The following is a 26,831-nucleotide window of genomic DNA, read 5'->3' on the forward strand; positions in this document are numbered from 1 at the left end:
TGGCGTTACCAGATTAGCGTTTCAGGAACGCAGACAGCGTCAAAAGGACTGCGTCGGGTTTTTCGGCATGCACCCAGTGACCAGCGCCCTTGATGCTGGTAAAGGCCGCCTTGGGAAACAACGCCTTGATATGATCGCGGTCCTTGGGATCGACATAGTGCGAGTTGGCACCCGAAATAAACAGCACATCCCCATCATACTGATCGGCAAGCCCTTCTTGTGGCCAGCCGATGATATCATCGAGATGATCGGCCATGGCATCGATATTGACCTGCCAGGACATCGCGCCACTTTCCTTGTCGGTCGTAACATTCTGGGCAAGGAACTGGCGAACGCCTTTTTCCGAAACCCCGGATGCCAGGGCATCTTCGACTTCGGAGCGGCGCGAAATATTGGAAAAATCAACCGCGCGCATCGCTTCAATGTAATCACTGTAATCATGGTCATAGGAAACCGGGGCGATATCCACCACCACAAGATCGGCAACCAACCCGGCATTGGCAGAAAGTGCCAGCACCATGGATGCCTTGCCCCCCATGGAATGACCGACCAGATGCACAGGCTTATCGGAAACATCACCGATCAGTTCGGCCAAATCCGCCGCCATGGCGAGATAGGTCATTTCCGCGTCCCAATCGGACCGTCCGTGATTGCGCAAATCAGCAGTGACAACATGATACTTTTCGGCCAGTCGGCGCGCAATCGCCGTCCAGTTGCGGGCCTGACCAAACAGGCCATGGACAATCACGATGGTGCCGTTGTCGCGGTTTTCTTCGCCAAAGGCGTAATGGGCAAGCTTCATAAGGACCAACTTCTGCGCAATTCAAACGGGGGTCGGTCCCCCTTAATAGCGGTGCAAACTGCGAAGGTGAAGTGCGCAAACAAAAACACCCCCACAACAACGAGATGTGGGGGCGTTTTTAAGCGTACCGATTTAACGGTCGCAGGGTGTGGTTGGCAGCGCAATTATGCGCCAGCAGCAACACCACCGTGTGGTTTGTTGTGGGCGCCAAACAGGGCACCAACTTTGCGAACCAGTGCGACAAGCATGTTGCGCATGGCCTGTGCACGGAGGTGTTCAGCTTCGCGCTGCAGGGCAACCAGACCATAATCACGATACATTTTCATGTCCGTTTCCTCATAAAAGCATCCAGCGTTATTCTCGCCGGGGTTTCGCTATGTGTTTCGTTAAAGCTGGTGTACGCCTGTTCTTGGGCTTCTACGAGAAGAGTTTTCTCAGCCCAAGCATGCAATCAACGCATAGCTATTTCCGGTGACGTCATATTTTCATCATGCACAATTCGCATGCTTGTCTCATGACAAATAAACTGGCGGATTTGCTTGATATTTTCGAACCGTACTAGCCGTATCCGGCACGATCAAAGGGGTCGAACGCCTTTACCCCCGTTTCATCAGGAGCATTTTTTCAACTGTCTGCCAGAAAAATGATCATGGAAAAATATTTGATGCAGCGTGTTTTTTCGCCAAACACGGTCAAGTCCAGAAAGTTTTTTCCGGAATCCGGTCAAACAATTTTGCATAGCTTCGCCGAAAGAAGAAAACGGCAATATCCTGTGTGGATATTGCCGTTTACCGATCTTTGGTTTTCACGATGAACATGTCGGCATTAAGCTGTCCTGTCGTTTGGCAAATACCTGAGCTTAAAGCGCATAATTGAGGTATTTAGGCTCAAGATATTCCTCAAGCCCCCAGTGGCCGCCTTCACGGCCCTGACCACTTTCCTTGACCCCGCCAAACGGCGCGCCTTCATGACTGGTGGTACCATCATTGATGCCGACCACACCGGTTTCGAGCCGGTCCGCCAGACGCTGAATGCGCCCGACATCGCGGCTGTAGATGTAAGAAGACAGTCCGGTGTTCACACGGTTGGCAAGCTCGATCACCTCATCCTCGGTGCTGAACCGATAGATCGGCGCAACCGGGGCAAACAGCTCCTCGTCAAAGCAATCTGCATCATGGGGCACATCTGTCATGACCAGTGGGCGCGTGAAAAAGCCTTCTTCCGGCAACGTGGCACCATAGATCAGGTTTGCGCCACGCTTTTGGGCATCCGCGACAAGGCGTTCGACCTTGGCCACCGCCTGGCGATTGATCAATGGCCCCAACTCCGTGCCAGGCACGAAACCATTCCCGATTGTCTGCGCCTTGCAGGCCGCAACGAACTTTTCGACAAAGGCGTCATAAAGCCCGTCCTGCACGAAAATGCGGTTGGCACACACACAGGTCTGACCACTGTTGCGGAACTTTGAAATCATCGCCCCGGCAACTGCGGCATCAAGATCAGCATCGTCCATGACAATAAACGGCGCGTTGCCGCCAAGCTCAAGCGAGAGCTTTTTCATTGTCGGTGCACACTGTTCCATCAACCGTTTGCCGACGGAGGTTGAACCGGTGAAGGACAACATGCGCACGCGGCCATCACCTGTCAGGGCCTCGCCAATCGGATGCGGCAAACCGGTAACGACATTAAAGACACCGGCCGGGAAACCGGCCTCTTCGGCCAGTTTGGCCGCAGCCAATGCGGAAAGCGGGGTGTCCTCAGCCGGTTTGACAATGACGGTACAGCCTGCCGCCAGCGCCGGTGCACATTTGCGCACCACCATTGTCAGCGGAAAGTTCCACGGCGTGATGGCGGCCACGACGCCCACGGGGTGCTTTTGGACCACAACACGGCGATCACGCTGGGTTGCGGGCATGGTCTGGCCATAGGCGCGCTTGGCCTCTTCGCTATACCATTCGGCATAGGCAATCGCACCGACGACTTCACGCAGCGCCTGATCAAGTGGCTTGCCCTGCTCAAGCGTAATCAGGGCCGCGAGCTCTTCCTGATGGGCTTCCAGCAGATTGCGCCAACGGCGCAGAATATCTGCCCGTTCGCGTGCAAGCATGCCCGACCAAGCCGGAAAGGCGCCGTGGGCAGCATCAATCGCCTGACGTGCCTCGGATGTGCGCATAAATGGCACCGCCCCAATCACATCCCCCTTCGCCGGATCGACAACATCAAGAGTTTCACGGCTGTCGGCAGACCGCCAGACACCATTGATATATGCGTATTTAAGGTTCCAGTCCCGTATGACAGCCCGCGCACGTGCGCGGCCCTCATGGACAAGGGCGTCATTCGTCTGCGGGTCCGGGGCAGATTGTGCGGCTGATGGGGTATTCCGGGTGGCAGCAGGCATGGGCGAACGTTCCTTGGCACGCAGTAACGAAAAAAAATCGTGATCACGCGCTTGTGATTACTGTTTCGGGGGCGTTGCTGGGACACTAAGCTGTGCGGCGGGTTGATGGCAATAACATGCTTACATCTCAATATAACAAAATAACACTATGCGCTGCGCCCAGAGAGTCACTTTCAACGCGTTTTGGAGAGAGAACCCACGATGAAGAAACTCGTTTTTGCCGGACTGCTCGGCACGATCATGCTTTCAGGTGCCATGTACCCGATGGTGGCACAGGCTGATGAAGCGTCTGACAATGCGGCGGTTGAAAACCGCAAGATGCTGATGGATGGCATTGGCGGCGCTATGGGAACACTTGGCTGCTATATGAAGGGCGAGTGCAACCTCCCGGATCCGGTTTTGGCCAATCTGGCAAAGGGTATTGCCTTTGCTGCGGGCGCTGCCCCGGCGGCATTTGAACCCCAGACTCCGGATGCATCTGTGAAGACAACGTCAAGTGCCGACATCTGGGCCAATTGGGATGATTTCGCTGGCCGCTTCCCGGAATTGGAGACCGCCGCCCTTGCCCTTGCCGATGCTGTTGGTGACAAGGGTGCCATGGGGGCAGCGATGGGCAATCTTGGCAAGAACTGCAAAGCTTGCCATGACGAATACCGCACCAAGTAACATTTGAATTTGCCACCCTGTGCGGGCGCCTCGCCCGATCATTGGGCTGTTACGCAAAAAAAGGCCAGCGTCCCCTTGTCGGGCGTTGGCCTTTGTTTTTGTCGGTTGTGGGCCGAGGATTTGAAAACCCGAAATTATCCGCGCGCCAACGTTACCCCGCCCCAGACCAAAAGCGCACAGACAATCAGGATCGCAATCCCGAGGATTGGTGAAGCAAAGCGAATGCTTGCAAAGCGCCCTGCCAGTTCGGCTGGTATCTGGCGGGTGCCAGTCACCATCGCACGGATCAGGTTCTCGCGTTTGACAACCAGATAAAACACGGCGGCAAACACATGCAGGCCGACAGCCGCATAGATCAGATTGATATTGGTGTGGTGGATCCAGTTCATGGTGCCAGCAAAATCGGAACTGACATAGGCAACAAGCGGGCCGTCAAAGAACAGGAAGGTATCCTCGCTGGCAAACAGGCCCGATACAGCCTGCAGCCCGACCAGAAAAATCAGCACTGCAACCATCCAGCCCCCCGCCGGGTTGTGCCCGGCATAGGTCAGGTCAGACATCGAACCCTTGGGGATTTTCAACATGTAGCCAACCACGCGCTTGGGGCCGGTCAGGAAATCGGCAAAACGGGCGTTTGAGCTGCCGACAAAGCCCCAGATGATGCGAAACAGCACAAGGGTCAGCACGCTATATCCGGCAATGGCATGAATATCGATCATCACCTGCCGATTGGTCCACCATGCGGTAACGATGGCAATGACAAGGGCCCAGTGAAAAAGGCGCACCGGAAAATCCCAGAGTTTGACTTTCTTTTCTTCTGACATCGCGTTGCTCATCGGGCCCCTCACTTTGCACGATCAGTGGTTTCACATTATGGGAAACGCCATACCGTACTGTCGACCAAGAAGCTTAAAAACAGATCAATTTTCCCGGTCGAACATGTTCGATACAGGCTATCTCCCATCGGTGGTCATCACATTGCGAAAACGTAAAACTTCGCAAATTCGCAATTCTTTAATTGAAAATCATTCTCACAAGCAGTATCAACTAGCAGCAGCACAGTGATCAGGGTCACAATTCATGTGCGCGTTCAATATCTTTGGGCGTACCGGATTTTCGCCTTGATCGACGGGGCTTTTGCCCTTGGCTCACCATTCAGGGATAGATGGGAACTCCTATGAAGATCGCAAAGATTCTGGGTACGGCCGCGCTGGTCTCTACCCTTGGCGCGCAGGCATATGCCGCACCGGCCGCCAAAGACGTGCTGACCACATATGCCGATATCGCGCATGCCGGTTACGAAGATTCACTGATCACCGCCAAAGAACTGCAGGCGGCAATTGATGCACTGGTTGCCAACCCGTCAGCCTCCACCTTTGATGCGGCAAAATCGGCATGGCTGGCGTCGCGCGTTCCGTATCAGCAGACCGAAGTCTATCGTTTCGGAAACGCGATTGTTGATGACTGGGAAGGCAAGGTAAATGCCTGGCCGCTCGATGAAGGCCTGATCGACTATGTCGAAACCGGGCTTTATGGCGAAGAAAGCGAAGAAAACCCGGCTTACACCGCCAACGTGATTGCCAACCCGACCCTGACCATTTCAGGCGAAACCGTTGATGCCTCGACCATCGATGCGGACCTGCTTGAAAGCCTGCATGAAATCGATGATGTCGAAGCAAACGTTGCGACCGGCTACCACGCGATTGAATTCCTGCTTTGGGGTCAGGACCTGCATGGGACCGATGCCGGCGCCGGCGAACGCAAATGGACCGACTATGCATCTGGCGATGCCTGCACCAATGACAACTGTGACCGTCGCGGCGAGTACCTTCAGGCAGCGGCGGATCTGATGGTGTCCGATCTGGAATGGATGACCGCGCAGTGGGCCGATGGCGGCGAAGCCCGCGAAACCGTTCTTGAAGGTGACGGCGTTCCGGGCCTGACCGCGATTGTGACCGGCATGGGTTCGCTTTCTTATGGTGAACTTGGCGGCGAGCGCACCAAGCTTGGCCTGCTGCTGCATGATCCGGAAGAAGAGCATGACTGCTTCTCGGACAACACCCACAACAGCCACTACTATGACGCGCTGGGCATCCAGAACGTTTACCTTGGCCGTTACACCCGTGTTGACGGTTCGGTTGTTGAAGGCCCGTCGCTTTCCGATCTGGTTGCGGCCAATGACGCAGCACTGGATACCGAACTGCGTGCCAAACTGGCGGCATCGGTTGTTGCCGGCAAGGTCATGGTTACCCGCGCACAGGGCGGCGAAGCCTTTGACCAGCTGATCGGCATGGGCAACGATGATGGCAATGCCGTCGTTCAGAACTTTGTTGATGCGCTTGTTGATCAGACCAAATCGATCGAACAGATCATTGCTGCTGTCGGCATCGACGGCATCGAGTTCGAAGGTTCTGACAGCCTCGACAATCCGGCTGCCGTGAACTAATCCTGATCATCAGGCACCTGCCTGAATGAGAGTGAACGGCGGGGGATGATGTCTCCCGCCGTTTTGCTTTGACCCCGAATTAGAAGACTTCCATGAACCGTCCCGCACGCATTTCTCTGTTCTCTGCCCCGTTCTGGATGGCGGCCATCGGCCTTGCCTTTGCGCCCGTCACCGTCAGTGCCGAAGCCATAGGTGACGCGGCCTTGCCCGGCGGCGAAACAAGCTGGATCGGTGCGAAGGGACGCAATGCCTTCACCCATCAATCGGCCAACATGAGCTTTGAAAAGCGGCTTGATTTCAAGCTGGGAGAAGCCCTTTTTCAAAGGTTATGGGTTACCGCACCAACCCGCACCAAGGCGGCAGATGGCCTTGGCCCGCTGTTTAATTCACGCGCCTGCAGCGGATGCCACATCCGTAATGGCCGTGGTCACCCGATCGATGAAAACGATCGTGAGGCCGGGGCAACATCGATGTTGCTGCGCCTGTCGATCCCGCCGCAAACGCCCGAACAGCTTCGCGATCATCTGGATGGCAAACTGGCAACCATTCCCGATCCGGTCTATGGCGGGCAGTTTCAGGATTTCTCAATTCCGGGGATCGAGGCCGAGGGCCGGGTGAAGGTGACTTATGAAACGACGGACGTCTTCCTTGCCGGGGGTGAAACCGTCACCCTTCGCAACCCTACCTACGAGATGACCGATGTGGCCTATGGGCCGTTGCACGCCGATATCATGGTCTCCCCGCGGCTTGCCCCGCCGATGATCGGGCTCGGCCTGCTGGAAGCGATCCCCGAAAGCACCCTGATTGCCGCCAGTGATCCGCAGGACGCAGACGGCGATGGCATTTCCGGGCGGCTTAATCAGGTCTGGGATATTGCCAAGGGGGACATGGCCATTGGCCGCTTTGGCTGGAAGGCTGGCATGCCGAGCCTTGATCAGCAAAACCAGAATGCATTTCAGTTCGATATCGGCCTTTCAACCTCGCTTTACCCGAATGGCAGCGGGGATTGCACCGATGCACAAACGGCCTGCCTCAAAGCGCCTGATGGCAATGACCCGGAATTCGAAGGCCTTGAAGTCCATTCGGTCATGACGGATTTGGTGCTTTATTACGCGCGCAACATTGCCCCGCCAGCACGCCCCAACGCCAATGATGCGGACGTCGTCGCGGGCGAAGCGATCTTTGGGGCGATTGGTTGCGCATCCTGCCATACGCCGCGCTATGAATTGCCCGAACGCGCTGACCTGCCCGAACAATCGGGACAGGTGATCTGGCCTTATAGTGACTTGTTACTGCATGACATGGGCGAGGGTCTTGCCGATCACCGCCCCGAAGCACAGGCATCCGGGCGCGAATGGCGCACCCCGCCACTTTGGGGGATTGGCCACGCGCAAGAGATTGATCCGCGCGCCAGCTTCCTGCATGACGGGCGGGCCAGAACCCTTCTTGAAGCAATCCTTTGGCATGGTGGCGAAGCCGAAAATGCCCGCGACGCGGTCACAAAGCTGCCACCATCAGAGCGCAGTCAATTGCTGACATTTCTAAAGTCATTGTGACGCGCTATATGTTGCAGAACCGCACACCCAACCAAGTGAATATCGGGATAAGTCATATGCTCTTCACATTCAGCAGGCGCACCTTGTTGCTTTCGACCACAACGGTTCTTGCTTTTGGTCTGATCAGCCCTGCGGCCCAAGCCGACATCCCCGATACGGACTATCAACCGGTTCTGGCCCATTTGCTGGGCACGGTCATGCCGCCAAAACTCGACGAGTTCCATGATGCGACCAAGGAACTGACGGCCGAGTTCAAGGATTTCTGCAATGATCCAGATGCGGGCGGACTAGAAGACACGCAAAGTGCCTTTCATGCAGCGATGGATATCTGGCAGGAAATCCAGCCCTGGCGTATGGGACCGTTGGTCGCCAATGGCCGTGATCAGCATATCGAATACTGGCCGGACAAACATGGCACAGCGGCACGGCAGTTCCGCAAACTTATGTTTGACAAGCCTTCTGCCTATACAGACCCCGAAAAGCTATCGGGTGCCAGTGCCGCGCTTCAGGGATTCCCGGCGCTTGAGGAAGTTTTGTTTGCTGGTGATCACGGCGATCAGATGATTGCCGCCGATGAAGATGGTGTATTTCTCTGTCAGTACGGAACGGCAATTGCCACCAACCTTGGCACCCTGTCGGGCGAATTACAGGACGAATGGCCCGCATTTGCCACCGCGATGGAAAATGCCGGGCCGGACAGCATGGATTATCCCACCGCCAAGTTTGCTGCGACGGACCTTTATCGTGCCCTGCATGAAGGTCTTTTGATCATCTCAAGTCAGAAGCTTGCCCGTCCGCTTGGCGATAGCGCCGAGGATGCCCGTGCAGGCCGTGCGGAAAGCCCACTTGCAGAACGTTCCCTTCGCAATATCGAACATAATCTGATTGGCCTGTTTGCCATTTATGACGGCAAATGGGGCGAGGTTGGCGAAGAAGGCAAAGGCCTGGCGGACTTGATTGATAACAGCCTGCTGGATCGTTCCTTCCGGCTGAACTGGCAGACCGTTGAAGACACGTTTGCGGAACTTCCGCCTTCTGTCGCAGAGGTGCTCGAACAGTCCGATGGCTATGCGACACTTTCAGATTTTAAGGGTCAGATCGACTTCCTGACGATGCTGGTTGAGAACGATGTTGGCGGCAACACCCAGCTTGGTGGCGGCTTTAACGCGCTGGATGGCGATTAAGCAAAAGACTTTCCGGACGGAGATCAAAGATGGAATATCAACGTCGCACATTCCTGAAACTGCTGGGCGTTGGCGGTGCAGTAACCCTGTTGCCGGTTGGCCTTGCACGTGCGGGGACGACGCCAAGCCCCGAAGACCGCGCGGTTTATATCTCTGCCAGCGCCGGGGATGATGGCACATATTATGTCAGTGCGTTTAACGCATCGGGCAAAATCCTGTTTGAACAGCCCCTGCCTGGACGCGGTCATGACATTGGCCTGCGTCCCAATCATGTTGACGTGGCGGCAGTTGAACGCCGCCCGGGGCTTTATGGCCTGATCCTGGATCGACATACCGGCGATGTCCGCGCCAAATTGCATTGCCCGGAAGACCGACGGTTTTACGGCCATGCGATTTATTCCAATGATGGTCGATACCTGTACATCACCGAAAACGATTTTGATCATGCCCGCGGGGTGGTTTCGGTCTGGGATGCCGAGGATGGCTATCGCCGGGTGGCGGAATTTGACAGTTTTGGCACCGGCCCGCATGAATTGCATCTGATGCCGGGTGGCGACCATCTGGTGATTGCCAATGGCGGCTTGCACACCCATCCCGATCAGGACGGGCGCACGCCACTTAATATCAGTTCGATGGAACCGAACCTGTCGATCATTGATCGCCGCACCGGCAAGCTTGTGCATCAAGCCGCCCTTAAACATGACTGGCACAAACTTTCGATCCGCCATCTTGATGTTGCCGCCAATGGCACGATTGCCGCAGGGTTCCAGTATCAGGGCGATTTGACCGATCAGGTGCCGCTTGTCGGTCTGTGGCAACCAGGATCGGACATCCGCCCAATTGAAGCCCCCGACACGGTCCAATACCGTATGCGGCAATATTGCGGGTCGGTGCGCTTTGATGCATCCGGCCAGGTGTTTGGCATTTCCTGTCCGCGTGGCGGGCTTGTGACCTTCTGGGATGCGAACACACAAGACTTCCTGACGCATATCGCCGCCCCGGATGGCTGCGGCCTTGCGGCAACGGATCGGGCGGGTGAATTTGTCGGCACCAGTGGCCTCGGCAATGGTTGGCGCATGGATGCGATTCGTCGCAAGCGCGTCGAACTGCCCGACGATTCTTTGAAATCGCAGCATTGGGACAACCATTTGCGGCGCATCATCGCCTGATCCCGTCCACAATCGACATTACACAAAACCCGCACAAACGCTGCGGGCTTTGTTCTTTCTGACGGCTGAAAATCGCAGAAATCCGGGCATACCCAGCCCGATCAACCAACTGTTTGGTCGGGATATTTGCATTAGCCATGCATCAACCAAAAGTTTTTCGCAAATGAGAACGATTTTCACTTGCGTGTTGTTTTCCCTTCCCCTATAACGGGTCTCGACACAGCCCGCGAATGCAACCCATTCGCACTTGTCCCCAAGCGGCTTGTCTCTCAGACCTATGGGTCCTCTCTCCCCATAGGCCTCTCAAGGTGGAAAAGCGGTGGTTATTGATGCGGGAAACGATAACCGCCGCTTTCTCTTTTCGGTGCCAACACTCCCCCTAGACCACATGCAAAAACACCCGGATGGCTGATCCGGGTGATGTGTTTCTAAAACCGATGTTGTGTCGGTTCAGGCGGTTTTGGAAAGCTTGTCGCCCGCGCTCTGCAGCACGTTCTTATACAGGTCATAGTTTTTCCGGGCATCGTCCTTTGGGGCGACGATACACAGTGTCGCTGAACAGATCCCGCTTTGATCATAGACCGGTGCGGCAAAGCAATGCGTGAAGGTATCAACAATGCTGTCGAACGAAAAAAAGCGTTCGTCATGCGCACGACGGATTTCGGCGATATAGGCGTCAAAATCCATTTGACGACCATCGGGCAGGATAAAGTCCTCGGCCGGGATCAGATCGCGGATTTCCTGATCACTAAGATGCCCAAGTAACAAGCGCCCGGATGCCGTCCATGGAATGGCGGTGCGTTCGCCAACATCGGCAGAAATACGAAACGGGCGGCTGCCTTCACGCTGCAGGGCAACGGTGTATTTATTGCCATCGAGCATACAGAACTGCGACGTTTCCTTGGTGCTTGCGGTGATTTCATCAAGCATCCCGGCCGCCTGTCGGGTCAGATCGAAATAGTCCCGATAGGCAAGCCCAAGGAAATAAACCCGCCGTCCCAAAAAGACCGAGCCATGGGCATCGGTGACTTCAAGCATTCCATGATCAACCAAGGTGCCGATCAGGTCATAAACCGTCGAGGTTGGCGCGCCCAGGGCCTGGGCGATCTCGGCAGGACGCTGAGAGGTTTTGACATCACGCAGATGGTCAAGAATATCAAACGCCCGATCAATGCCGCGCGCACGCTTGCGTATCTGCTGTTCTGTCATAAACCCCTCATTTAACGCCTTACCGTAATAGTTGCAGACTGTTATGCCTTACGAAAGGCAATGCAGTCGACCTCTACTTTGCAGTCAACAACCATTGAAGACTGAACACAGGCACGTGCCGGCGGATTTTCACCGAAATATTCCTCGAACACGCCGTTGAAGGACCAGAAATCACGGGCATCATCAAGCCATACGCCAATGCGCATGATATCGGCTGCGGTGTAACCGGCATCTTCAACGATCTTGAGCATGTTATCAATCGCGATACGGGACTGTTCGACGATGCCGTTGCCGACAACTTCGCCATCGCGCATCGGGGTTTGTCCGGACACATAAAGCCAGCCGTCGGCTTCGGTGGCCTTGGCAAATGGCAGTGCCTTTTGACCGTTGCCCTTACCTTCGCCAACGCCGTGTCTTTTAATACTCATAAAAATATCTCCTGGTTCTTAAAATTCAGACTTTGCAAGGAAACCCTGCAAACGTTCGGTTTTCGGCGCACCGAAAATTTCTTCGGGGGCGCCTTCTTCGTGAATACGCCCCTGGTGCATGAAAACGACCTTGGTTGAAACATCACGCGCAAACCGCATTTCGTGGGTCACAAGCAACATGGTCATGCCCTCAGTCGCGAGATCACGGACCACGGCCAGCACTTCGGACACCAGTTCGGGATCAAGTGCGGAGGTCACTTCGTCAAACAGCATGATTTGCGGGTTCATCGCGATGGCGCGTGCAATTGCCACGCGCTGTTGCTGACCACCGGAAAGCTGCCCCGGATAATGATCGCGACGCTGCCCCATCCCAACACGATCAAGCCATTTTTCGGCAATGGCACGTGCTTCGTCCTTGCCCATTTTCTTGGTCTTGATCAGACCAAGCATGACGTTGCGAATGGCCGTCATATGCGGGAAAAGGTTGAACTGCTGAAATGCCATGCCGGTCATGGCGCGCTGGCGGGCAATTTCACGTTCTGACAGGCGGCGACGTTGGCCGCCGTCCTGTTTGTAACCGATGGACTGACCTGCCAGTTCGATCGAGCCCTGCTCAAAATCTTCAAGCAGGTTTACACAACGCAAAAGTGTCGTCTTGCCAGAGCCGGAAGATCCGATCAGCGACACCACATCGCCCTGCTTCATCGTCAGGTCAATGCCCTTGAGGACTTCGACCTTGCCAAAGCTTTTGTGAAGGCCGGAAATAGTCAAAATTGGGGACATGATTGCCTCTTTATGGGATCGAGATGCGGCGTTCGACGGCACGGCCAGCCTGCTCGATCACGAAGTTCAAAAGGAAATAGACAAAGCCCGCAAAGAGATAGAACTCAAGGCTGAGATATGTGCGCGAAATCACCTGCTGGGTCGCAAGCAGAAGCTCCACCACACCAATGATCGACAAAAGGGTCGATGCCTTGACGATCTCGGTCGCGGTATTGACCCAGGTTGGCAATATCTGGCGCAATGCCTGGGGCAACAGCACATAGACAAAGGTCTGTCCGAATGTCAGGCCAACGGATTTGGCGGCTTCGGTCTGGCCTGCCGGAATGGCGATCAAGGCACCGCGGACGATTTCGCCGACATGCGACGAACAAAACAGCGTCAGTGCCAAAACACCGGCCTGAAATGCCGTCAGGTCAAGTCCGACAACCGACAGAATATAGAAGCAGGCCAAAATCAGGACAAAGACCGGGGTTCCGCGCAGGAAGTCGATATATAACCGAACGATAAAGCGCAGCCACTTCGCCCCATAGGTCATGGCAAGACCGATAAAGACGCCAAGGACCGAGCCCAGAACCACCGATGCCGCAGAAATCAGAATTGTATTACCCAACCCTGAAAGCAGGCTCAGGCGGGCGTTCCACAGTTCTGTCAGGAAAAGAGAGAAATTCATCTGATACCCCTTTAGCGCGGAACTGCAAGGCGCAGTTCAAGACGGCGCAGCAGAGCAGCAATCACATAACAGGCAACCACATAAATCATTGACGCGACCATCCATGTTTCAATCACACGGAAGCTTTCGACATTGATCTTGCGCGCATAAAAGGTCAGTTCCGGCACGGCGATGGCCGCGGCAAGGGACGTGTCCTTGAACAGCGAAATGAAGTTGTTTGAAAGTGACGGCAGAACATTTCGAAACATCACCGGAATGATGATGTTTGTCTTGATCTTGAATTCTGTCAGACCAATCGCAAGCCCGGCTTCGCGCAACCCCTTGGGCAGTGCCATCAGACCGGATCGGAAAACCTCGGCCAGATACGCCCCGGCATAAATCGAAAGCGTAAAGATAAAGGACGAGATTTTATCGAGCGCGATGCCCAGTTGCGGCAGGGCGAAATAGCAAAACAGGATCAGAACAAGGATCGGGGTATTGCGGATCGCGGAGACATACGCCACCGCGATCCAGCGCAAGGTTCTATGACGCGAAAGCATCCCGAACGCCGCAAGAAGACCGATCCCGCATCCAATCGCAATCGAGACAATGGCCAAGAACAGCCCCAGTCCAAGTCCCTCTGCGAGGAGATCCCAGTTACGCCAGATGACGTCAAAGTTGAAATCGTAATTCACAACGGAGTTCCCGGATGCTTGCGTTGATTACTTGTACTCGACAGGGAAGCCGATTTTCGGGGTGTCGAGATCTTCACCAAACCAGGTTTTGAAGCTTTCAGCATAGAACGGGAATTCAACACCGGTCATGCCTTCATGCAGAACGGTATTGACGAAGTTCAACCAACGCTGATCGCCCGGTTTTACACCGCAAGAGTAGCTTTGCGGGTTCCAGGCATAACCGGCGTCCTTGTAACGATCCGGGTTCTGAACCATGAACCAGCGAAGTGCAGACTGGTCAGTTGCCGCTGCTTCTGCACGGCCGGAATTCAGCGCCTGATACATCAGATCAACACTGTCATACTGATCAACATCCGCATCCGGCAGGGCCGCATGCACCATTTCTTCGGCATAGACGTTCTGCAGAACCGCAACGGTGATGTCATCACCGGCAGCTTTAAGCGCATCATAATCAGCGTAATCGCCATTTGCCATCAACAGCAGGCCAACACCTTCGCGATAGTAGGGAATGGTGAATTCGATCTGCTGGGCACGTTCGGCAGTGACCGTCATGAACTGGCAGGTCATGTCGACCTTGTCGGTGACAAGGTTCGGGATGCGCGCATCGCCGGACTGCTGGACATATTCGATCTTGTCGGGATCGCCAAACAGCGCCTTGGCAACAAGACGGCCCATATCAACGTCAAAGCCCTTCAGCTTGTTGTCTGAATCCACAAAGTGCCACGGCGGATTGGTCGAGCCGGTGCCAAGGATCAGATAACCGCGATCAAGGACCTGCTGAAGTTTGCTGGTTTCGTCTGCGGATGCAGAACCAACCGCCGACGCAGCCGTTGCGGTCATGACAGCCGCGACTGCCAGTTTTTTAAGAAAAGCCATTTTTGTCTCCAGTTTCAAATGAGCCACACATTCTTGGATCGTTTATTTTTATTCCGCTATAACGGAACATATGCCGTTATTTCGGATTTACCCTAGCAGCGGCGTTCAAGATATGTCAATTTCGTTTTGCAAAAAGCTGAGACGTCACCCCAAAACCAATCAGGAACCAGCATGCTTGATACGCCCTGCCTTGTGATTGACCTCCCCGTCGTTGATGAAAACATTGCGCGTTTCCAAAACCTTGCCGATGCGGCAGGCCTCAAGACACGCCCGCATATCAAAACGCACAAGCTGCCGTTTTTTGCCAAACGACAGATTGCAGCCGGCGCAATCGGCATCACCTGCCAAAAAATTGGTGAGGCCGAAGTGATGGTTGAAGGGGGACTCCGCGACATATTGCTGACCTACAATGTCATCGGTGATGCCAAACTTGATCGCCTGGCGGCCCTTGCGCGCAAATGCAGCCTTGCGGTCACCTGTGACAATCTGACCGTTGCCAAGGGCCTATCGGCACGCTTTGCCAAGGAAGACGCGCCATTAACCGTTTTTGTCGAATGCGACACCGGAGCAGGACGCTGCGGCGTGCAAAGCCCGGCGGATGCGACCGAACTGGCATCAAAAATCAACGAGCTGCCCGGATTGCAATTTGGCGGGCTGATGACCTACCCGCCAATGGATCATGCTGATAACGTTGATAAATGGCTGAGTGACGCCAAGGACGGTATCGAGAAGGCAGGACTGTCATGCCCGGTTGTCTCGACCGGTGGCACGCCAAATCTGGACTCGTTAAACGCCTTTAACCACGCAACCGAACACCGCGCGGGAACATACATTTATAATGACCGTTCCCTGATCGCGCGTGGCGCATGCGGTGTTGAAAACTGTGCGGCGGTTGTCAAAACCACCGTCGTGTCCCGCCCGACCAAAACACGCGCCATCATTGATGCAGGCTCCAAGGCGCTGAGCTCCGACCTTTTGGGCTTGGAGGGCTTTGGCATGGTTCGCGAGGCCCCCGATACATCCATCGTCGGCCTGTCTGAAGAGCATGGTATTATCGAGCTTGGCGACAGCGATTGGGACCCGGCAGTTGGTGACGTTATTTCGATTATCCCCAATCACATCTGTGTCGTGTCGAACCTGTTTCCGACTGTGTGGGTTAAGGATGCGAACGGCGAGATGACGGAAATGACCGTCGCCGCACGCGGCATGCTGCGTTAAACCGCATCAAGGAGTTTTGTGATGTCTGTCGATGTCATTTGCATTGGCGAAGCCATGGGCGAGATTTCCTTCGACCCGCTGGGAAATGCCGGTGTCAAGGTTGGCGGGGATACGTTCAACACTGCGATCTATCTTGGTCGTTTGGGGATCACATGCGCATTTGCCTCTGCGGTTGGGAAAGATCCGTTTGGCGAACAAATCCGGTCACTTCTGAAGGCCAACCAGGTCTGCGATGCGTTCCTGATTAGCACGGATCAGGCCAACACCGGGCTTTATTCCATCACCAACCGCGCAGACGGCGAACGCTTTTTCCATTACTGGCGCAATCAGTCTGCTGCACGCCAGACCATATCGTTGGCAAGTCCTGCCGATATACAAGCGCTTGAAGATGCGCCTTGGCTGTATCTTTCCGGGATCAGCTTGCATGTGCTTGAAGATGACACGACGCTTCTGTTCCATATCCTTCAGGCGCACAAGGACAAGGGCGGCAAGATCGCGTTTGATGGTAATTTCCGTCCCAAGCTTTGGTCTGGCAAGGAAGAACAGGCGCGCGAGACATATGCCCGCATCACCGCCCTTTCCGATGTCGTTATGCCAACATTCGATGACGAACAGCTTCTTTGGGGCGATGAAACCGCGCAAGACACGATGAACCGAATTGCCAATCTTGGCCCTGCCCTGATTGTCGTCAAACAGGGTGAACAGGGGTGTTTGCTTTATGAAGATGAGGAAATCAGCCATATCCCGATCCCGGGTCCGGTAACGCCGGTTGACACCACGGCGGCTGGTGACAGCTTTAATGCCGGTTTTCTGGCGGGCTTGCTCAAGGGCCAAGACGGTGTCACCGCAACCCTGTCGGGACATAAGCTGGCCGGCAAGGTCATCACCCATCGCGGGGCGATTATCCCGGCTGATCTGATGACAGACCTTTAATCACCAGATCAAACCCATTGTCACCGCAAAAGCCCGGCATGATGCCGGGCTTTATTCATTGCGGCCTGTTTTTATTGTGGTCTAAGCCTTGCGCAAGGCAATCAACAGCCTCAGCGAATTAAGCGTCACAAGGACTGTTGCCCCGGTATCCGCCAGCACCGCAAGCCAAAGGCCGGTTAAGCCGGTGATGGACGTCACAAGAAAGATCGCCTTAAGGCCCAATGCGATCGTGATATTTTCACGGATCACCCGGCGCGCGGCACGCGAAAGTTTAACCAGATTGACCACATCACCCAGCCGATCCTTGACCGCCACCGCATCGGCGGCCTCAAGCGCGATATCCGTTCCACCGCCAATCGCAATACCGACATCGGCCGCCTTCAATGCCGGGGCATCATTGATACCATCGCCGATCATGGCAACCGGACCGGATCGTTTCGGATCATCGCGAAGTTCGGCCAGTGCATTCAGTTTATCTTCGGGCATCAGTTCGGCGCGATAGTCCATGCCAAGCTCTGCTGCCATGCGTTTGGCGACCCGATCCGCATCCCCGGTCAACATCATCGGTGTGATGTTAAGCCTGTTAAGTTCACCAAGGGCGTTCTTTGCGTCACTGCGCGCAACATCGCTCAAGGCCAATGCACCAATCACTTCACCGTTTTTCAGGATCACCACAGAAGTGCTGCCTTCATCTTCCTGCGCACTCAGCCAATCGCGTATATCGCCATCGGGCGTCACGTTCAGGCGTCTGGCTGCCCCAACCTGATACAAGGCCCCATCGATATGCCCTTCAACCCCGGCACCGGCGATGGTTTTGGCCTGCTCCACCACAGGAAGATCAAGATTGCGGTTTTCCGCCGCCTGCACGACTGCCCGCGCCAAGGGATGGGAAGTAACGGCCTCAAGCGCGGCGGCGATGGTCAGAACGCCATTCTCACCATAGCCTTCGGCCGTCTTGATTGCGCTTAGTTTTGGTTTGCCTTCGGTCAGGGTACCGGTCTTGTCAAACGCCATGGTGCGGACTGACCCAATCAGTTCGAGCGCCGCCCCACCCTTGACCAACAGGCCGATCCTGGTCGCCCGTGCCAAGGCAGACGTCACCGCCGCAGGCGTCGAAATCACCAACGCACAAGGACAGCCGATCAGGAGTAATGCCAAACCGCGATAAATCCATTCTTCCCAGCCTTGCCCGAACAGCACCGACGGGATCAAAACCGTGGCAAGCGCGAGCCCCATAATGATCGGCGTATAAATACGCGCGAACTTCGCAACAAAGCGTTCGACAGGTGCCTTGTGCTTTTCGCTTTGTTCAACCAGCTCGATCACGCGATCCAGCATGGTATGGCCTGCCGAACGGGTTACAGAGATCCTAACCGGACTGTCGGTAACGATGGCAGCGGCAAAGACCTCTGTCCCCGGTTCGCTATAAACCGGAACGGATTCACCTGTGAGGTGGCTGTTATCAATCTCGGCCGTGCCGTCCTTGATGACACCGTCGGCTGGCACACGTTCGCCCGGGCGTACTTCGATCACATCGCTGATCGCAAGCGCACCAGGTGAAACAGTCTCAAATCCGTCGCCCGCAACACGCCGGGCGGTTTCAGGAGCCAGTTTCATCAGCGCCTTGACCCCGCTTCGCGCCCGGCCCGCAGCAACACCTTCAAGCCGTTCGCCAATGGCAAACAGCAACACCACCATCCCTGCCTCAAGACTTTCACCAATCGCGACCGCACCGATAACGGCAACCGACATCAGGAGCTCAATGGAAAAGATCGCCCCGCTTTGTGCCAGACGAACCGCCACTTTCATGATCGGAAGAGCGGCCAATAGCGATGCCACCGACATCGCATAAGGTGTTGTGATCGGGAATAGCGCACCGATCAGGCCACCAAGTGCAAGACAGATGGCAGCAAAGGCGATCTCGTCATTTTCCGATGACCAGGGCACAAAGCGGCGCAGGATCGCTTTCACTGATGGCGTACTTTTGACTTTATCCGTGTCCTGTTGTGCAGCACTGCTACAGCACGCAGAACCGCAAGCAGTCTCAGCCGTACTGCTTCCCGCAGTGCCAACGCCAGTATCAGCCTGTTCTGCAGGATAACCGAGCTTGACCAGTGTCGGGGTTACCGCTTGGCTTTGATCCGCCTGATCGGCAGCAAAACCCAGGGTGACGCTTTCACGCATCATCGAGACATCGACGCAGGCAACACCATCCATACGCCCCAGTGCCGTTTCGATCTTGGACACGCAAGACCCGCAATCCATGCCCGTCACGTGCCATTTGTAATGGACGATGTTGGCTTCCTGGTCTTTGAGGACTCGCTGAACAATCGCATCATCGTCCTTGCCCAGCGGTGTCGATGTGGAAATGCCCTGCCCGTCATCAGAAAAGCTTTGATGTGGCATCGCCTGCGCAAGCGCATTGATCACGGTTTCCCGGCAATGCGTGCAGGAACCGACAGTCGGCAAGTCCGTCCATTTCGCGATGAAAGACATCCATCACCCCAAACAATCAAATATTCATTCATATATTAAAGCAAACGTATTTTGCAGATATGCTTCTGTCAAGGACATTCAAATGAATATTTGAATGTTGGGTCGAGCTAATCGTGGGTCACATGGGCAAAGGTATCACGGACAACGTGCGAGATATGATCGTCATCAATCCGATAAAGGATATGCCGCCCGCGGCGTTCAGAGGCCAGAATGCGTTGATCTCGCAAATGACGCAGATGATGACTGCAGAGCGATTGCGACATGTTGGTTGCCTCGGCCAGTTCCGAAACCGTCTGGGGCTTTTCCATACAACGCAGCACCAGCTGCAGTCGCCCGGCATCCCCCAGAAGGGCAAAGATCTTTGCCGCCGCCTCAATATCGGGCAGGGACAGGTTCTGACCCGTCGCACGTGACGCGTCCCGGGTGACAGCCGCCCCCTGGGCATGACTGAGCCCAAGCCGTGCCGCCGTATCGCATTCGGCACATGGTGCTTCTGTCCCGGTTGCAGGCAGGGTCTCGGTTGATTTTGGTTTTCGTACTGACATGGCTCTATTTTCCATGGCCGCCGGGTAATGGCAAGGGGCAGCATCATATGACGCATCATATCGGTATGATCCTGCATACGGATCTCTGCTGCAAAAGCACGCTCTAAATCATGCCTTTCAGAGCCTTTCCGTTACGATGTCAGACACCCCCAGAAAATCCTCATTGACTCATATCATTAATTTATTCATGTTTTATTTTAATTTAATTACCCAAAACAAAAACAAACCAAGCTATCGGAGCCCCACATGACGGAATTAGGCAAACGCGACACTTTAAAAAACGTTCGCAGAATCAGCACCTTTTTATACTGGATCTGCGCATTGGCGATTTTGTTTGAAATCACCACAGTTCCGCTGGTGATCTATGCGCCGGGCTGGGTTGAAGCCAGCACAAGCCAGATGACGATCAGCGTTGCAGATGTGCAGGCACTCCAAGGTTGGCAAAAAATTGCGACCCTGGCGGTGATGATGATCCCGTCCTTTGTGATTGCCTACGGCATTTACCGGCTGCGCAAAATGTTTGGCGCATTTGCCAATAACATCATTTTCAATACAGAGGCGATTGGTCACTTCAAGGCATTCGGGATTGCACTGATTATCCAGACCCTGATTTCACCGCTGACCGGTGCAGCGTCATCTGCGCTGGCGACATTCAACCGCCCGGAAGGGGAACGCTTTATTTCAATCGGGCTGGGTAACTCGGATATCCATACCCTGTTTCTTGGCGGGCTGATCATCGTGATTGCCTGGGTCCTGGGTGAAGCTGTTCGCATTGAAGACGAAAACCGGAGTTTCGTCTGATGCCCATCATTGTACGTCTTGATGTCATGCTGGCGACCCGAAAGATGAAATCCAAGGATCTCGCCGCACGGATTGGCATCAGTGAACAGAACCTGTCCCTGTTGAAGTCCGGAAAAGTTCGCGGTGTACGATTTGAAACCCTGGCTGCGATCTGCAGGGAGCTTGATTGTCAGCCGGGAGACATTCTGGAATTTGAAGACGAGACCTGATCGTCAGACAACCAATGTGCCGGTGGCAAGTTTGCCACCGGCACAGTCACATCACACCTTCATCCGGTCGCTGTTTGGATCATAGAACGGCTTTAGTGAAGCCTCGGCCGTCACGCGGGTTCCGGCGACATCGATGCTATAACTTGATGCCAAAATGTCGCTGGCACTTTCACCCTCGCAACCGACATAGCCCATACCAACAGCCGTGCCGAGAAGATGCCCATAGGCCCCCGATGACAGATGTCCGACGATCTTGCCATCGCGCAGGATTGGTTCGTTATGGAACAACAGTGGCTCCGGATCGCTCAGCCGGAATTGCACCATACGGCGCTTAAGCCCGCTTTCGCGTTTGGTCAGCACCGCATCCCGACCAATGAAATAGTGCTTGTCGGTTTTAACAGCAAAGCCAAGTCCAGCCTCAAGCACGTGATCCTCGCAGGTGATGTCATGGCCGAAATGGCGGAAACCCTTCTCGATCCGGCACCCATCCATCATGTGAAGACCGCACAGCTTCAAGCCGTGATTTTCACCTGCCGTCAGCAGGGTTTCAAATACGTGGGCAGCCATGTCGCTGCTGACATAAATCTCCCACCCCAATTCGCCAACATAGGAAACCCTGTGCGCCCGTGCGATCCCCATACCGATTTCGATTTCCTGTGCTGTACCAAACGGATTGGTATCGTTGGAGAAATCATTGGGCGATACCGAACCAAGCAGGTCTCGAGACTTCGGCCCCATCACGGCCAGCACCGCCTCGGCGGCGGTGACATCGGTAATCACCACCATATGATCGCCCAGATGACGGCGCATCCATGTTTCATCGGAAAGGCGTGTTGCAGCTGGGGTCACCACCAGATAGGCGGTTTCAGACAATCGGGTGATCGTGACATCGGCCTCAATCCCGGCGCGGGAATTGAGGAACTGTGTATAGACGATCTTGCCAACCGGCACATCCAGCTGCCCACCACAAATATGGTTCAGAAAGCGGGTGGCATCCGGGCCTTCGACCCGGATTTTGCCAAAGGATGACATATCGTACAGTCCAACCCCAGTGCGGATCGCAAGATGTTCGGCCTTGGCATTATCAAACCAGTTGGGGCGCTTCCAGCTATATTCGTATTCCGGTTTCTGATCGGTATTGGCGAACCAGTTGGCGCGCTCCCAACCGGCGAACTCGCCAAATACTGCGCCGTTGATTTTCAACTGCTCATGCACCGGCGACCGGCGAATGCCGCGCGCCGTCGCCTTTTGCCGAAACGGATAATGATCAGCATACAGCAGGCCCAGCGTTTCCGACACACGTTCCGTCAGGTAGGTTTTGTTGCCCTGAAACGGCTGCATGCGGGCAATATCAACATCGCCCAGATCAAACGGTTTTTCGCCATCTTCCATCCATTGCGCCAGCGCCATTCCCGCACCGCCGGCCGACTGAATCCCGACCGAATTGAACCCTGCTGCCACCCAGACATTCTCCATGCCCGGCGCCAAACCAAGGTGATAAGCATCATCAGGCGTAAAGCTCTCGGGACCATTGAAAAAGGTATGAATGCCGGTCTGCCCCAGAAGCGGCAGGCGGTTGATCGCCATTTCAAGGATCGGCTCGAAATGTTCGAAATCTGGCGGGAGCTCATCAAATTCAAAACTGTCGGGAATGCCATCCATGCCCCATGGTTTTGCCTTGGGCTCAAACATCCCAAGCAGGATCTTACCGGCGTCTTCCTTGTAATAGGCGCATTCATCAGGAACACGCAAAACCGGCAGGTTACCAAGATCCGGCACACTATCGGTGACAATGTAATAATGCTCGCACGCATGCAGCGGCACATTCACACCGGCCATTTTGCCAACATCGCGTGCCCACATGCCTGCACAATTCACCACCATGTCACAGGCAATTTCGCCCTGATCGCCGTCCTCAGATTGCCAGAAAACACCCTTGATGCGTGATCCTTGTTTGGTCATGCCGGTAACTTTGGTGCGGCTATGGATCTTGGCCCCGCGTTTGGTTGCCCCACGTGCAAGGGAAAGCGCGATATTGCCCGGATCGCCCTGCCCGTCCTTGGGCAAATAGACACCGGCGGTTACGCCTTCCAGATTGACATGCGGATAGCGTTCGCCAACTTCGGCCGGGGAGAGTTCATCAATCTCAACCCCAAAGGCACGCGCCATGGCGGCCTGACGAAACAGTTCTTCCTTGCGGTCTTCGGTCAGTGCCACCGTGATGGCACCGACACGTTTGAAACCGGTTGCGACCCCGGTCTCATCCTCCAACGTGCCGTATAGTTCCTGCGAATATTTGGCAAGGCGCGTCATGTTGGCGGTTGCACGCAACTGGGCAATCAGGCCCGCAGCATGCCATGTGGTGCCGGATGTCAGCTCCTTGCGTTCAAGCAAGACAACATCTTTCCAACCCAGCTTGGTCAGATGATAGGCCACCGAACAGCCAATCACACCACCGCCGATAATGACCACACGGGCCTTGTCCTGAATATTTGCCAACGCCATAGCCCCTTCATCGAAATGCACCAGAACTTCCGGGACAGTTTCCCTTTACTAACGGCATTCCGCTATAGAACACGGGCCGTTCTGATTATCGGTCTGACGCTAGACAACAAGTATGAACGCGACAAGGGAGGATGGAGCCAAAAGGCGGCTTGGCACTATAAAATCAAGCCAACTGGCACCACCAGACATTCAGCCCACTTTGCACGACCGGGCATAGAGTCCTTGCTGCTGGCAATCTGATTTGCCTATATGAAGATCAAGAACAAGCGCGATTGCAAATACGCACCGCATTGGCGGGCAAAGCCCGCACCAACAGGGAAAACGCCTCGAGAAAGGAAGTCATTCAATGACGCAGAAAGTCGCATTGGTCACAGGTGCTGCACGCGGTATCGGCCTTGCCACCACCAAACTGTTTATCGATCAGGGCTGGAAAGTCGCCATGATCGATCGCGACGGACCGGAACTTCAAGCTGCGTCAAAAACCGTATCGGATGCGGCCTCGGCATTTGAATATGACGTATCCGACCCCGCACAGGTTGATCAAATGATCGATGCAGTGCTGTCGGCCTTTGGGCGGCTTGATGCCGTGGTGAACAATGCCGGTGTTGCCGACTTCCTACCGGTCGAGGAGACCAGCTTCGCAACCTGGCGCCGGATCATGGAAACCAACCTAGATGGCGTTTTCCTGGTGTCGCAGGCGACCATACCGGCGCTTAAGGAAACCAAGGGCGCGATTGTCAATATCGGTTCGATCTCCGGCCTTCGGGCATCCACACTCCGTGTCGCCTATGGCACATCAAAGGCCGCCGTCATTCACATGACCAAACAGCAGGCAGCTGAGCTTGGCGAATATGGCATCCGCGCCAATTGCGTCTGCCCCGGCCCGGTCAAAACCAAACTTGCCATGGCTGTGCATTCAACTGACATTATTTCGGCGTATCTGAATGCTATGCCGCTCAACCGTTATGGCACGGAAAACGAAATCGCCGAGGTGATTACGTTCCTGTGCTCGGACAAGGCAAGCTTTGTAACCGGCCAGACCATTGCTGCCGATGGCGGATTTGAAAGCACCGGTGTTGGTCTGCCGGCCCTTCGGGCAGATAAGTAAAGGCTTTGGAACCATGCGCCCCCTTCGCGTGATTATTACGCTTGCCGCAATCCTGTCGCTGTCATCCTGCCTGACCTTCAACTGGCAACGCAGCGTGCAACAGGCATTGTCAAACGCGTGTAACGCGACGGGGGATTGTGGGTCTGAGGGTCCTGCACCTTAGGTAAACTCGTTGGCAAACTGGAAGCATGACACCAGCATCATTCAGCCAGCGGACCGTAACTCAGTTGAGTTCTAACAATCACGAAATGAGTTTACAAACGTCGTCTGCGACGTCACGGGACACCCAAATAGAGTGATCAATCTTACCTGAAAAAATGCTGTAGAACGGCGCAGCTGTTTGCTGCTTTTCGATCAGGGAAGGCCGCCGGTCCGTGTCATCTGAATTCGCAAACACGACACGTACAGTTGCAAGATAATCAACAAAGTCGGCATCTCTTATGCTTGGGAGCCAATAGGAAGAAGCATCAACCATATCGCCAAAAATCCGGCGCGCCTCAATTTCATCCACAATGCTTTTAGGCTGCGACCATTCTTGCGGATAAGTCTCCCCTACGACGGTCTTACAAACTGTGTGCTTCACATGATAAAGTAAATAGTTTCCACTTTTGCCAAAAGGCAGAACAGTAAAAAATGCGCCGTCCATGACCGTCACACCAATCGGCGGTTTTCCCATGCGCCAGCGGATCACTGGAACCACTGTCAGTTCGTACTGCAGTTTTCTGACAGGCAGACCAAGCGCTTTATTGAATGAATTGAAATTCGCATAGGTACAGTTAACGATTGCACGCGCGCTCAGTCGTTCGGTTCCGCAGCCCACCTCAAAACCGGTCGAAGTTTCTTTAATCCCATCAGTATTATGGCCGCACCTTACCTCAACATCATTTTGCAAAAGCTCATGCAAGACTTCCGCACGGAGCAGTTTAGAATCGTAGATGACTTCGTCTGTAAGGATACCGCCTTCAACATTCCGGACAGGCTCGCCGAATCCCGATAGATCAAGTTTCCGAAAAGGAAGCGATGCATTATCACAAAATTCTGCGTAAGCGGCAAAATCGACCTTACTGTCCTCGGCGCTAACAAAGTAAGCGTTATCGAAGCCGTCCAGAATGCAATTCTTATACTTTCTGTAAAAGTCTTTGAAGCCGCGCTGACATTGTAAAGCAGTCTCGACATCACGCGGGTAATGATATCCGAGATGCAATCTGTTCTGGTTGTTGAGGGTTGCGGCAAGCATCAAATCAGCATTTTTTTCCAGAAGCTTGACGCTCAAACCCTTCTTGGCAATCTCGATAGCCGACAGGCACCCAAAAACACCTCCGCCGACGACAATAACATCAGCACTCATTTGCTCAGACATATCGGCCGCCATTAATATCAATTACTTGCCCATTCAATGAGTTCCAGTGCGGTTGAGTAATATCAAAGCAAATTCGCACCAAATCTTCGAGGGCAAGCAATTTTCTAACCGGGGTTTGCTGTTCATGTTTTTCGACTTCGTCTGCAGTGAAGCCCTCAAACATCCTTGAGCCGTCAATTAATCCCGGTGCGATGCAATTAAACCGAACGCCATTCTTCGATTTCTTCGCGAGCGACTTGGTTAAGCCGACCAGCGCTGCCTTGGATGCCGCATAGGCCTCGTCATAACTTCCAGCCGAACCGGCTATAGACCCCATGAACAATACTGCCCCGCCAGAACGCACATGATCCAGCAGCTCCCTGACAACCTTCATTACAACGATTGCATTTGAGTGAAACACTGCGCTCAGTTCCGTATCTGAGTACTGTTCGAGACTTTTGCCCGGAAGCACTCCAATGCAGATGATTAGCGCGTCTATTGCTTCAACTCTCTTCGCCAGAGTTTGCAAGCTCTCTGCATCTTCAAGATTGACATTGAATATATTCTCACTGGCTGGGTCTGGTGCCCTGCGCGTTGTGCCAATCACTTGGTACCCAGCGCTATCATAATATTCAACCAATGCACGTCCAACGGAAGAGTCTGCTCCGACGACAAAACATGTTTTATTCAAAATATTCACCCGAACGTAAGTACCTGCGACCTAATCCATTAGTATCTTAGACCGTTTCAGACCACATCTCTAACGGTTACATCTTCAATGCAAAATAGCGCCCAGACATGCCTTGCCTCCCGACA

25 protein-coding genes are annotated in these 26,831 nt (G+C 54.4%); 10 read left to right on the top strand and 15 right to left on the bottom strand.

Annotated features, from left to right (window positions below; genetic code table 11):
• Positions 1-13: 13 nt before the first annotated feature.
• The 3 genes from HED22_RS11120 to HED22_RS11130 form a co-directional block, all read right to left on the bottom strand.
• Positions 14-802: an alpha/beta fold hydrolase gene (locus HED22_RS11120; RefSeq protein ID WP_167722101.1), complete on the bottom strand. Its 789-nt coding sequence runs from the start codon at positions 800-802 to the stop codon at positions 14-16.
• A gap of 164 nt (positions 803-966) precedes the next feature.
• Positions 967-1,128, bottom strand: coding sequence for an RSP_7527 family protein (locus tag HED22_RS11125; protein ID WP_167722103.1), 162 nt, complete (start codon positions 1,126-1,128; stop codon positions 967-969).
• Positions 1,129-1,661: 533 nt separating this feature from the next.
• Complete coding sequence (locus tag HED22_RS11130; RefSeq protein WP_175581200.1) at positions 1,662-3,200, bottom strand: NAD-dependent succinate-semialdehyde dehydrogenase; 1,539 nt, start codon at positions 3,198-3,200, stop codon at positions 1,662-1,664.
• Positions 3,201-3,401: 201 nt separating this feature from the next.
• Between HED22_RS11130 and HED22_RS11135 the strand changes: the two genes are divergently transcribed.
• Positions 3,402-3,866 carry a cytochrome c gene (locus HED22_RS11135; RefSeq protein WP_167722105.1) on the top strand — a complete coding sequence of 155 codons (465 nt, stop codon included), beginning with the start codon at positions 3,402-3,404 and terminating at the stop codon, positions 3,864-3,866.
• 134 nt (positions 3,867-4,000) lie between these two features.
• Here HED22_RS11135 and HED22_RS11140 read toward each other — a convergent pair whose 3' ends face one another.
• On the bottom strand, positions 4,001-4,702 hold the full coding sequence (locus tag HED22_RS11140) for a cytochrome b/b6 domain-containing protein (RefSeq protein WP_167722107.1): 702 nt from the start codon (positions 4,700-4,702) through the stop codon (positions 4,001-4,003).
• A 341-nt stretch (positions 4,703-5,043) separates the two neighbouring features.
• Between HED22_RS11140 and HED22_RS11145 the strand changes: the two genes are divergently transcribed.
• The 4 genes from HED22_RS11145 to HED22_RS11160 all read left to right on the top strand — a co-directional run bounded on the left by HED22_RS11145 (position 5,044) and on the right by HED22_RS11160 (position 10,221).
• Positions 5,044-6,312 carry an imelysin family protein gene (locus tag HED22_RS11145; RefSeq protein WP_167722109.1) on the top strand — a complete coding sequence of 423 codons (1,269 nt, stop codon included), beginning with the start codon at positions 5,044-5,046 and terminating at the stop codon, positions 6,310-6,312.
• A 92-nt stretch (positions 6,313-6,404) separates the two neighbouring features.
• Positions 6,405-7,868, top strand: coding sequence for a di-heme oxidoredictase family protein (locus tag HED22_RS11150; RefSeq protein ID WP_167722111.1), 1,464 nt, complete (start codon positions 6,405-6,407; stop codon positions 7,866-7,868).
• Positions 7,869-7,924: 56 nt separating this feature from the next.
• Positions 7,925-9,052, top strand: a complete 1,128-nt coding sequence (locus HED22_RS11155; protein WP_167722113.1) for an imelysin family protein — start codon at positions 7,925-7,927, stop codon at positions 9,050-9,052.
• Between the two features lie 29 nt (positions 9,053-9,081).
• Entirely contained in the window at positions 9,082-10,221 is a 1,140-nt protein-coding gene (locus HED22_RS11160) for a DUF1513 domain-containing protein (protein ID WP_167722115.1), read from the top strand.
• Between the two features lie 450 nt (positions 10,222-10,671).
• On the opposite strand, the gene HED22_RS11165 is transcribed toward HED22_RS11160, so the two are convergent.
• The 6 genes from HED22_RS11165 to HED22_RS11190 are packed head-to-tail and all read right to left on the bottom strand — an operon-like array spanning position 10,672 to position 14,861.
• Positions 10,672-11,430: an IclR family transcriptional regulator gene (locus HED22_RS11165; RefSeq protein ID WP_167722118.1), complete on the bottom strand. Its 759-nt coding sequence runs from the start codon at positions 11,428-11,430 to the stop codon at positions 10,672-10,674.
• 41 nt (positions 11,431-11,471) lie between these two features.
• The gene (locus HED22_RS11170) at positions 11,472-11,858 is read right to left on the bottom strand and encodes a RidA family protein (protein WP_175581201.1); all 387 of its coding nucleotides are present in this window, start codon (positions 11,856-11,858) and stop codon (positions 11,472-11,474) included.
• An 18-nt stretch (positions 11,859-11,876) separates the two neighbouring features.
• Entirely contained in the window at positions 11,877-12,641 is a 765-nt protein-coding gene (locus HED22_RS11175; RefSeq protein ID WP_167722120.1) for an amino acid ABC transporter ATP-binding protein, read from the bottom strand.
• Positions 12,642-12,651: 10 nt separating this feature from the next.
• On the bottom strand, positions 12,652-13,311 hold the full coding sequence (locus HED22_RS11180; RefSeq protein WP_167722121.1) for an amino acid ABC transporter permease: 660 nt from the start codon (positions 13,309-13,311) through the stop codon (positions 12,652-12,654).
• 11 nt (positions 13,312-13,322) lie between these two features.
• Complete coding sequence (locus tag HED22_RS11185; RefSeq protein WP_064790506.1) at positions 13,323-13,985, bottom strand: amino acid ABC transporter permease; 663 nt, start codon at positions 13,983-13,985, stop codon at positions 13,323-13,325.
• Between the two features lie 27 nt (positions 13,986-14,012).
• On the bottom strand, positions 14,013-14,861 hold the full coding sequence (locus tag HED22_RS11190) for a transporter substrate-binding domain-containing protein (RefSeq protein ID WP_167722123.1): 849 nt from the start codon (positions 14,859-14,861) through the stop codon (positions 14,013-14,015).
• A gap of 171 nt (positions 14,862-15,032) precedes the next feature.
• Between HED22_RS11190 and HED22_RS11195 the strand changes: the two genes are divergently transcribed.
• The gene (locus HED22_RS11195; protein WP_167722125.1) at positions 15,033-16,079 is read left to right on the top strand and encodes a D-TA family PLP-dependent enzyme; all 1,047 of its coding nucleotides are present in this window, start codon (positions 15,033-15,035) and stop codon (positions 16,077-16,079) included.
• 21 nt (positions 16,080-16,100) lie between these two features.
• Positions 16,101-17,012 (top strand): sugar kinase, encoded by a 912-nt coding sequence (locus tag HED22_RS11200; protein WP_167722127.1) that lies wholly within the window; start codon positions 16,101-16,103, stop codon positions 17,010-17,012.
• An 81-nt stretch (positions 17,013-17,093) separates the two neighbouring features.
• Here HED22_RS11200 and HED22_RS11205 read toward each other — a convergent pair whose 3' ends face one another.
• Together HED22_RS11205 and HED22_RS11210 are read right to left on the bottom strand one after the other, a co-directional pair.
• Positions 17,094-19,508 (bottom strand): heavy metal translocating P-type ATPase, encoded by a 2,415-nt coding sequence (locus HED22_RS11205; protein ID WP_167722129.1) that lies wholly within the window; start codon positions 19,506-19,508, stop codon positions 17,094-17,096.
• Positions 19,509-19,615: 107 nt separating this feature from the next.
• Positions 19,616-20,053, bottom strand: coding sequence for a helix-turn-helix transcriptional regulator (locus HED22_RS11210; RefSeq protein WP_167722131.1), 438 nt, complete (start codon positions 20,051-20,053; stop codon positions 19,616-19,618).
• A 321-nt stretch (positions 20,054-20,374) separates the two neighbouring features.
• Between HED22_RS11210 and HED22_RS11215 the strand changes: the two genes are divergently transcribed.
• Positions 20,375-20,854, top strand: coding sequence for a DUF2975 domain-containing protein (locus tag HED22_RS11215; RefSeq protein WP_254869964.1), 480 nt, complete (start codon positions 20,375-20,377; stop codon positions 20,852-20,854).
• Complete coding sequence (locus HED22_RS11220) at positions 20,854-21,063, top strand: helix-turn-helix transcriptional regulator (RefSeq protein ID WP_167722135.1); 210 nt, start codon at positions 20,854-20,856, stop codon at positions 21,061-21,063. Before HED22_RS11215 ends, HED22_RS11220 begins: the two co-directional genes overlap by 1 nt.
• A 51-nt stretch (positions 21,064-21,114) precedes the next feature.
• On the opposite strand, the gene HED22_RS11225 is transcribed toward HED22_RS11220, so the two are convergent.
• Positions 21,115-23,589: an FAD-dependent oxidoreductase gene (locus HED22_RS11225; protein ID WP_368484497.1), complete on the bottom strand. Its 2,475-nt coding sequence runs from the start codon at positions 23,587-23,589 to the stop codon at positions 21,115-21,117.
• A 325-nt stretch (positions 23,590-23,914) separates the two neighbouring features.
• Between HED22_RS11225 and HED22_RS11230 the strand changes: the two genes are divergently transcribed.
• Complete coding sequence (locus HED22_RS11230) at positions 23,915-24,676, top strand: SDR family NAD(P)-dependent oxidoreductase (protein WP_167722137.1); 762 nt, start codon at positions 23,915-23,917, stop codon at positions 24,674-24,676.
• A 241-nt stretch (positions 24,677-24,917) separates the two neighbouring features.
• Here HED22_RS11230 and HED22_RS11235 read toward each other — a convergent pair whose 3' ends face one another.
• Positions 24,918-26,036, bottom strand: coding sequence for an FAD-dependent oxidoreductase (locus HED22_RS11235; RefSeq protein ID WP_167722139.1), 1,119 nt, complete (start codon positions 26,034-26,036; stop codon positions 24,918-24,920).
• The gene (locus tag HED22_RS11240; protein WP_167722141.1) at positions 26,029-26,715 is read right to left on the bottom strand and encodes an SDR family oxidoreductase; all 687 of its coding nucleotides are present in this window, start codon (positions 26,713-26,715) and stop codon (positions 26,029-26,031) included. Before HED22_RS11240 ends, HED22_RS11235 begins: the two co-directional genes overlap by 8 nt.
• Positions 26,716-26,831 lie beyond the last annotated feature (116 nt).

Origin of the sequence: Thalassospira sp. HF15, from assembly GCF_011806525.1 — a bacterium.
In the GTDB taxonomy this organism is placed as follows: Bacteria; Pseudomonadota; Alphaproteobacteria; order Rhodospirillales; family Thalassospiraceae; genus Thalassospira.

Excerpts from the sequence above, each read along its gene's own strand:
- HED22_RS11120 (WP_167722101.1), bottom strand. The coding sequence starts at position 802 with ATGAAGCTTGCCCATTACGCCTTTGGCGAAGAAAACCGCGACAACGGC.
- HED22_RS11125 (WP_167722103.1), bottom strand. The coding sequence starts at position 1,128 with ATGAAAATGTATCGTGATTATGGTCTGGTTGCCCTGCAGCGCGAAGCT.
- HED22_RS11130 (WP_175581200.1), bottom strand. The coding sequence starts at position 3,200 with ATGCCTGCTGCCACCCGGAATACCCCATCAGCCGCACAATCTGCCCCG.
- HED22_RS11135 (WP_167722105.1), top strand. The coding sequence starts at position 3,402 with ATGAAGAAACTCGTTTTTGCCGGACTGCTCGGCACGATCATGCTTTCA.
- HED22_RS11140 (WP_167722107.1), bottom strand. The coding sequence starts at position 4,702 with ATGAGCAACGCGATGTCAGAAGAAAAGAAAGTCAAACTCTGGGATTTT.
- HED22_RS11145 (WP_167722109.1), top strand. The coding sequence starts at position 5,044 with ATGAAGATCGCAAAGATTCTGGGTACGGCCGCGCTGGTCTCTACCCTT.
- HED22_RS11150 (WP_167722111.1), top strand. The coding sequence starts at position 6,405 with ATGAACCGTCCCGCACGCATTTCTCTGTTCTCTGCCCCGTTCTGGATG.
- HED22_RS11155 (WP_167722113.1), top strand. The coding sequence starts at position 7,925 with ATGCTCTTCACATTCAGCAGGCGCACCTTGTTGCTTTCGACCACAACG.
- HED22_RS11160 (WP_167722115.1), top strand. The coding sequence starts at position 9,082 with ATGGAATATCAACGTCGCACATTCCTGAAACTGCTGGGCGTTGGCGGT.
- HED22_RS11165 (WP_167722118.1), bottom strand. The coding sequence starts at position 11,430 with ATGACAGAACAGCAGATACGCAAGCGTGCGCGCGGCATTGATCGGGCG.
- HED22_RS11170 (WP_175581201.1), bottom strand. The coding sequence starts at position 11,858 with ATGAGTATTAAAAGACACGGCGTTGGCGAAGGTAAGGGCAACGGTCAA.
- HED22_RS11175 (WP_167722120.1), bottom strand. The coding sequence starts at position 12,641 with ATGTCCCCAATTTTGACTATTTCCGGCCTTCACAAAAGCTTTGGCAAG.
- HED22_RS11180 (WP_167722121.1), bottom strand. The coding sequence starts at position 13,311 with ATGAATTTCTCTCTTTTCCTGACAGAACTGTGGAACGCCCGCCTGAGC.
- HED22_RS11190 (WP_167722123.1), bottom strand. The coding sequence starts at position 14,861 with ATGGCTTTTCTTAAAAAACTGGCAGTCGCGGCTGTCATGACCGCAACG.
- HED22_RS11195 (WP_167722125.1), top strand. The coding sequence starts at position 15,033 with ATGCTTGATACGCCCTGCCTTGTGATTGACCTCCCCGTCGTTGATGAA.
- HED22_RS11200 (WP_167722127.1), top strand. The coding sequence starts at position 16,101 with ATGTCTGTCGATGTCATTTGCATTGGCGAAGCCATGGGCGAGATTTCC.
- HED22_RS11205 (WP_167722129.1), bottom strand. The coding sequence starts at position 19,508 with ATGTCTTTCATCGCGAAATGGACGGACTTGCCGACTGTCGGTTCCTGC.
- HED22_RS11210 (WP_167722131.1), bottom strand. The coding sequence starts at position 20,053 with ATGTCAGTACGAAAACCAAAATCAACCGAGACCCTGCCTGCAACCGGG.
- HED22_RS11220 (WP_167722135.1), top strand. The coding sequence starts at position 20,854 with ATGCCCATCATTGTACGTCTTGATGTCATGCTGGCGACCCGAAAGATG.
- HED22_RS11230 (WP_167722137.1), top strand. The coding sequence starts at position 23,915 with ATGACGCAGAAAGTCGCATTGGTCACAGGTGCTGCACGCGGTATCGGC.
- HED22_RS11235 (WP_167722139.1), bottom strand. The coding sequence starts at position 26,036 with ATGTCTGAGCAAATGAGTGCTGATGTTATTGTCGTCGGCGGAGGTGTT.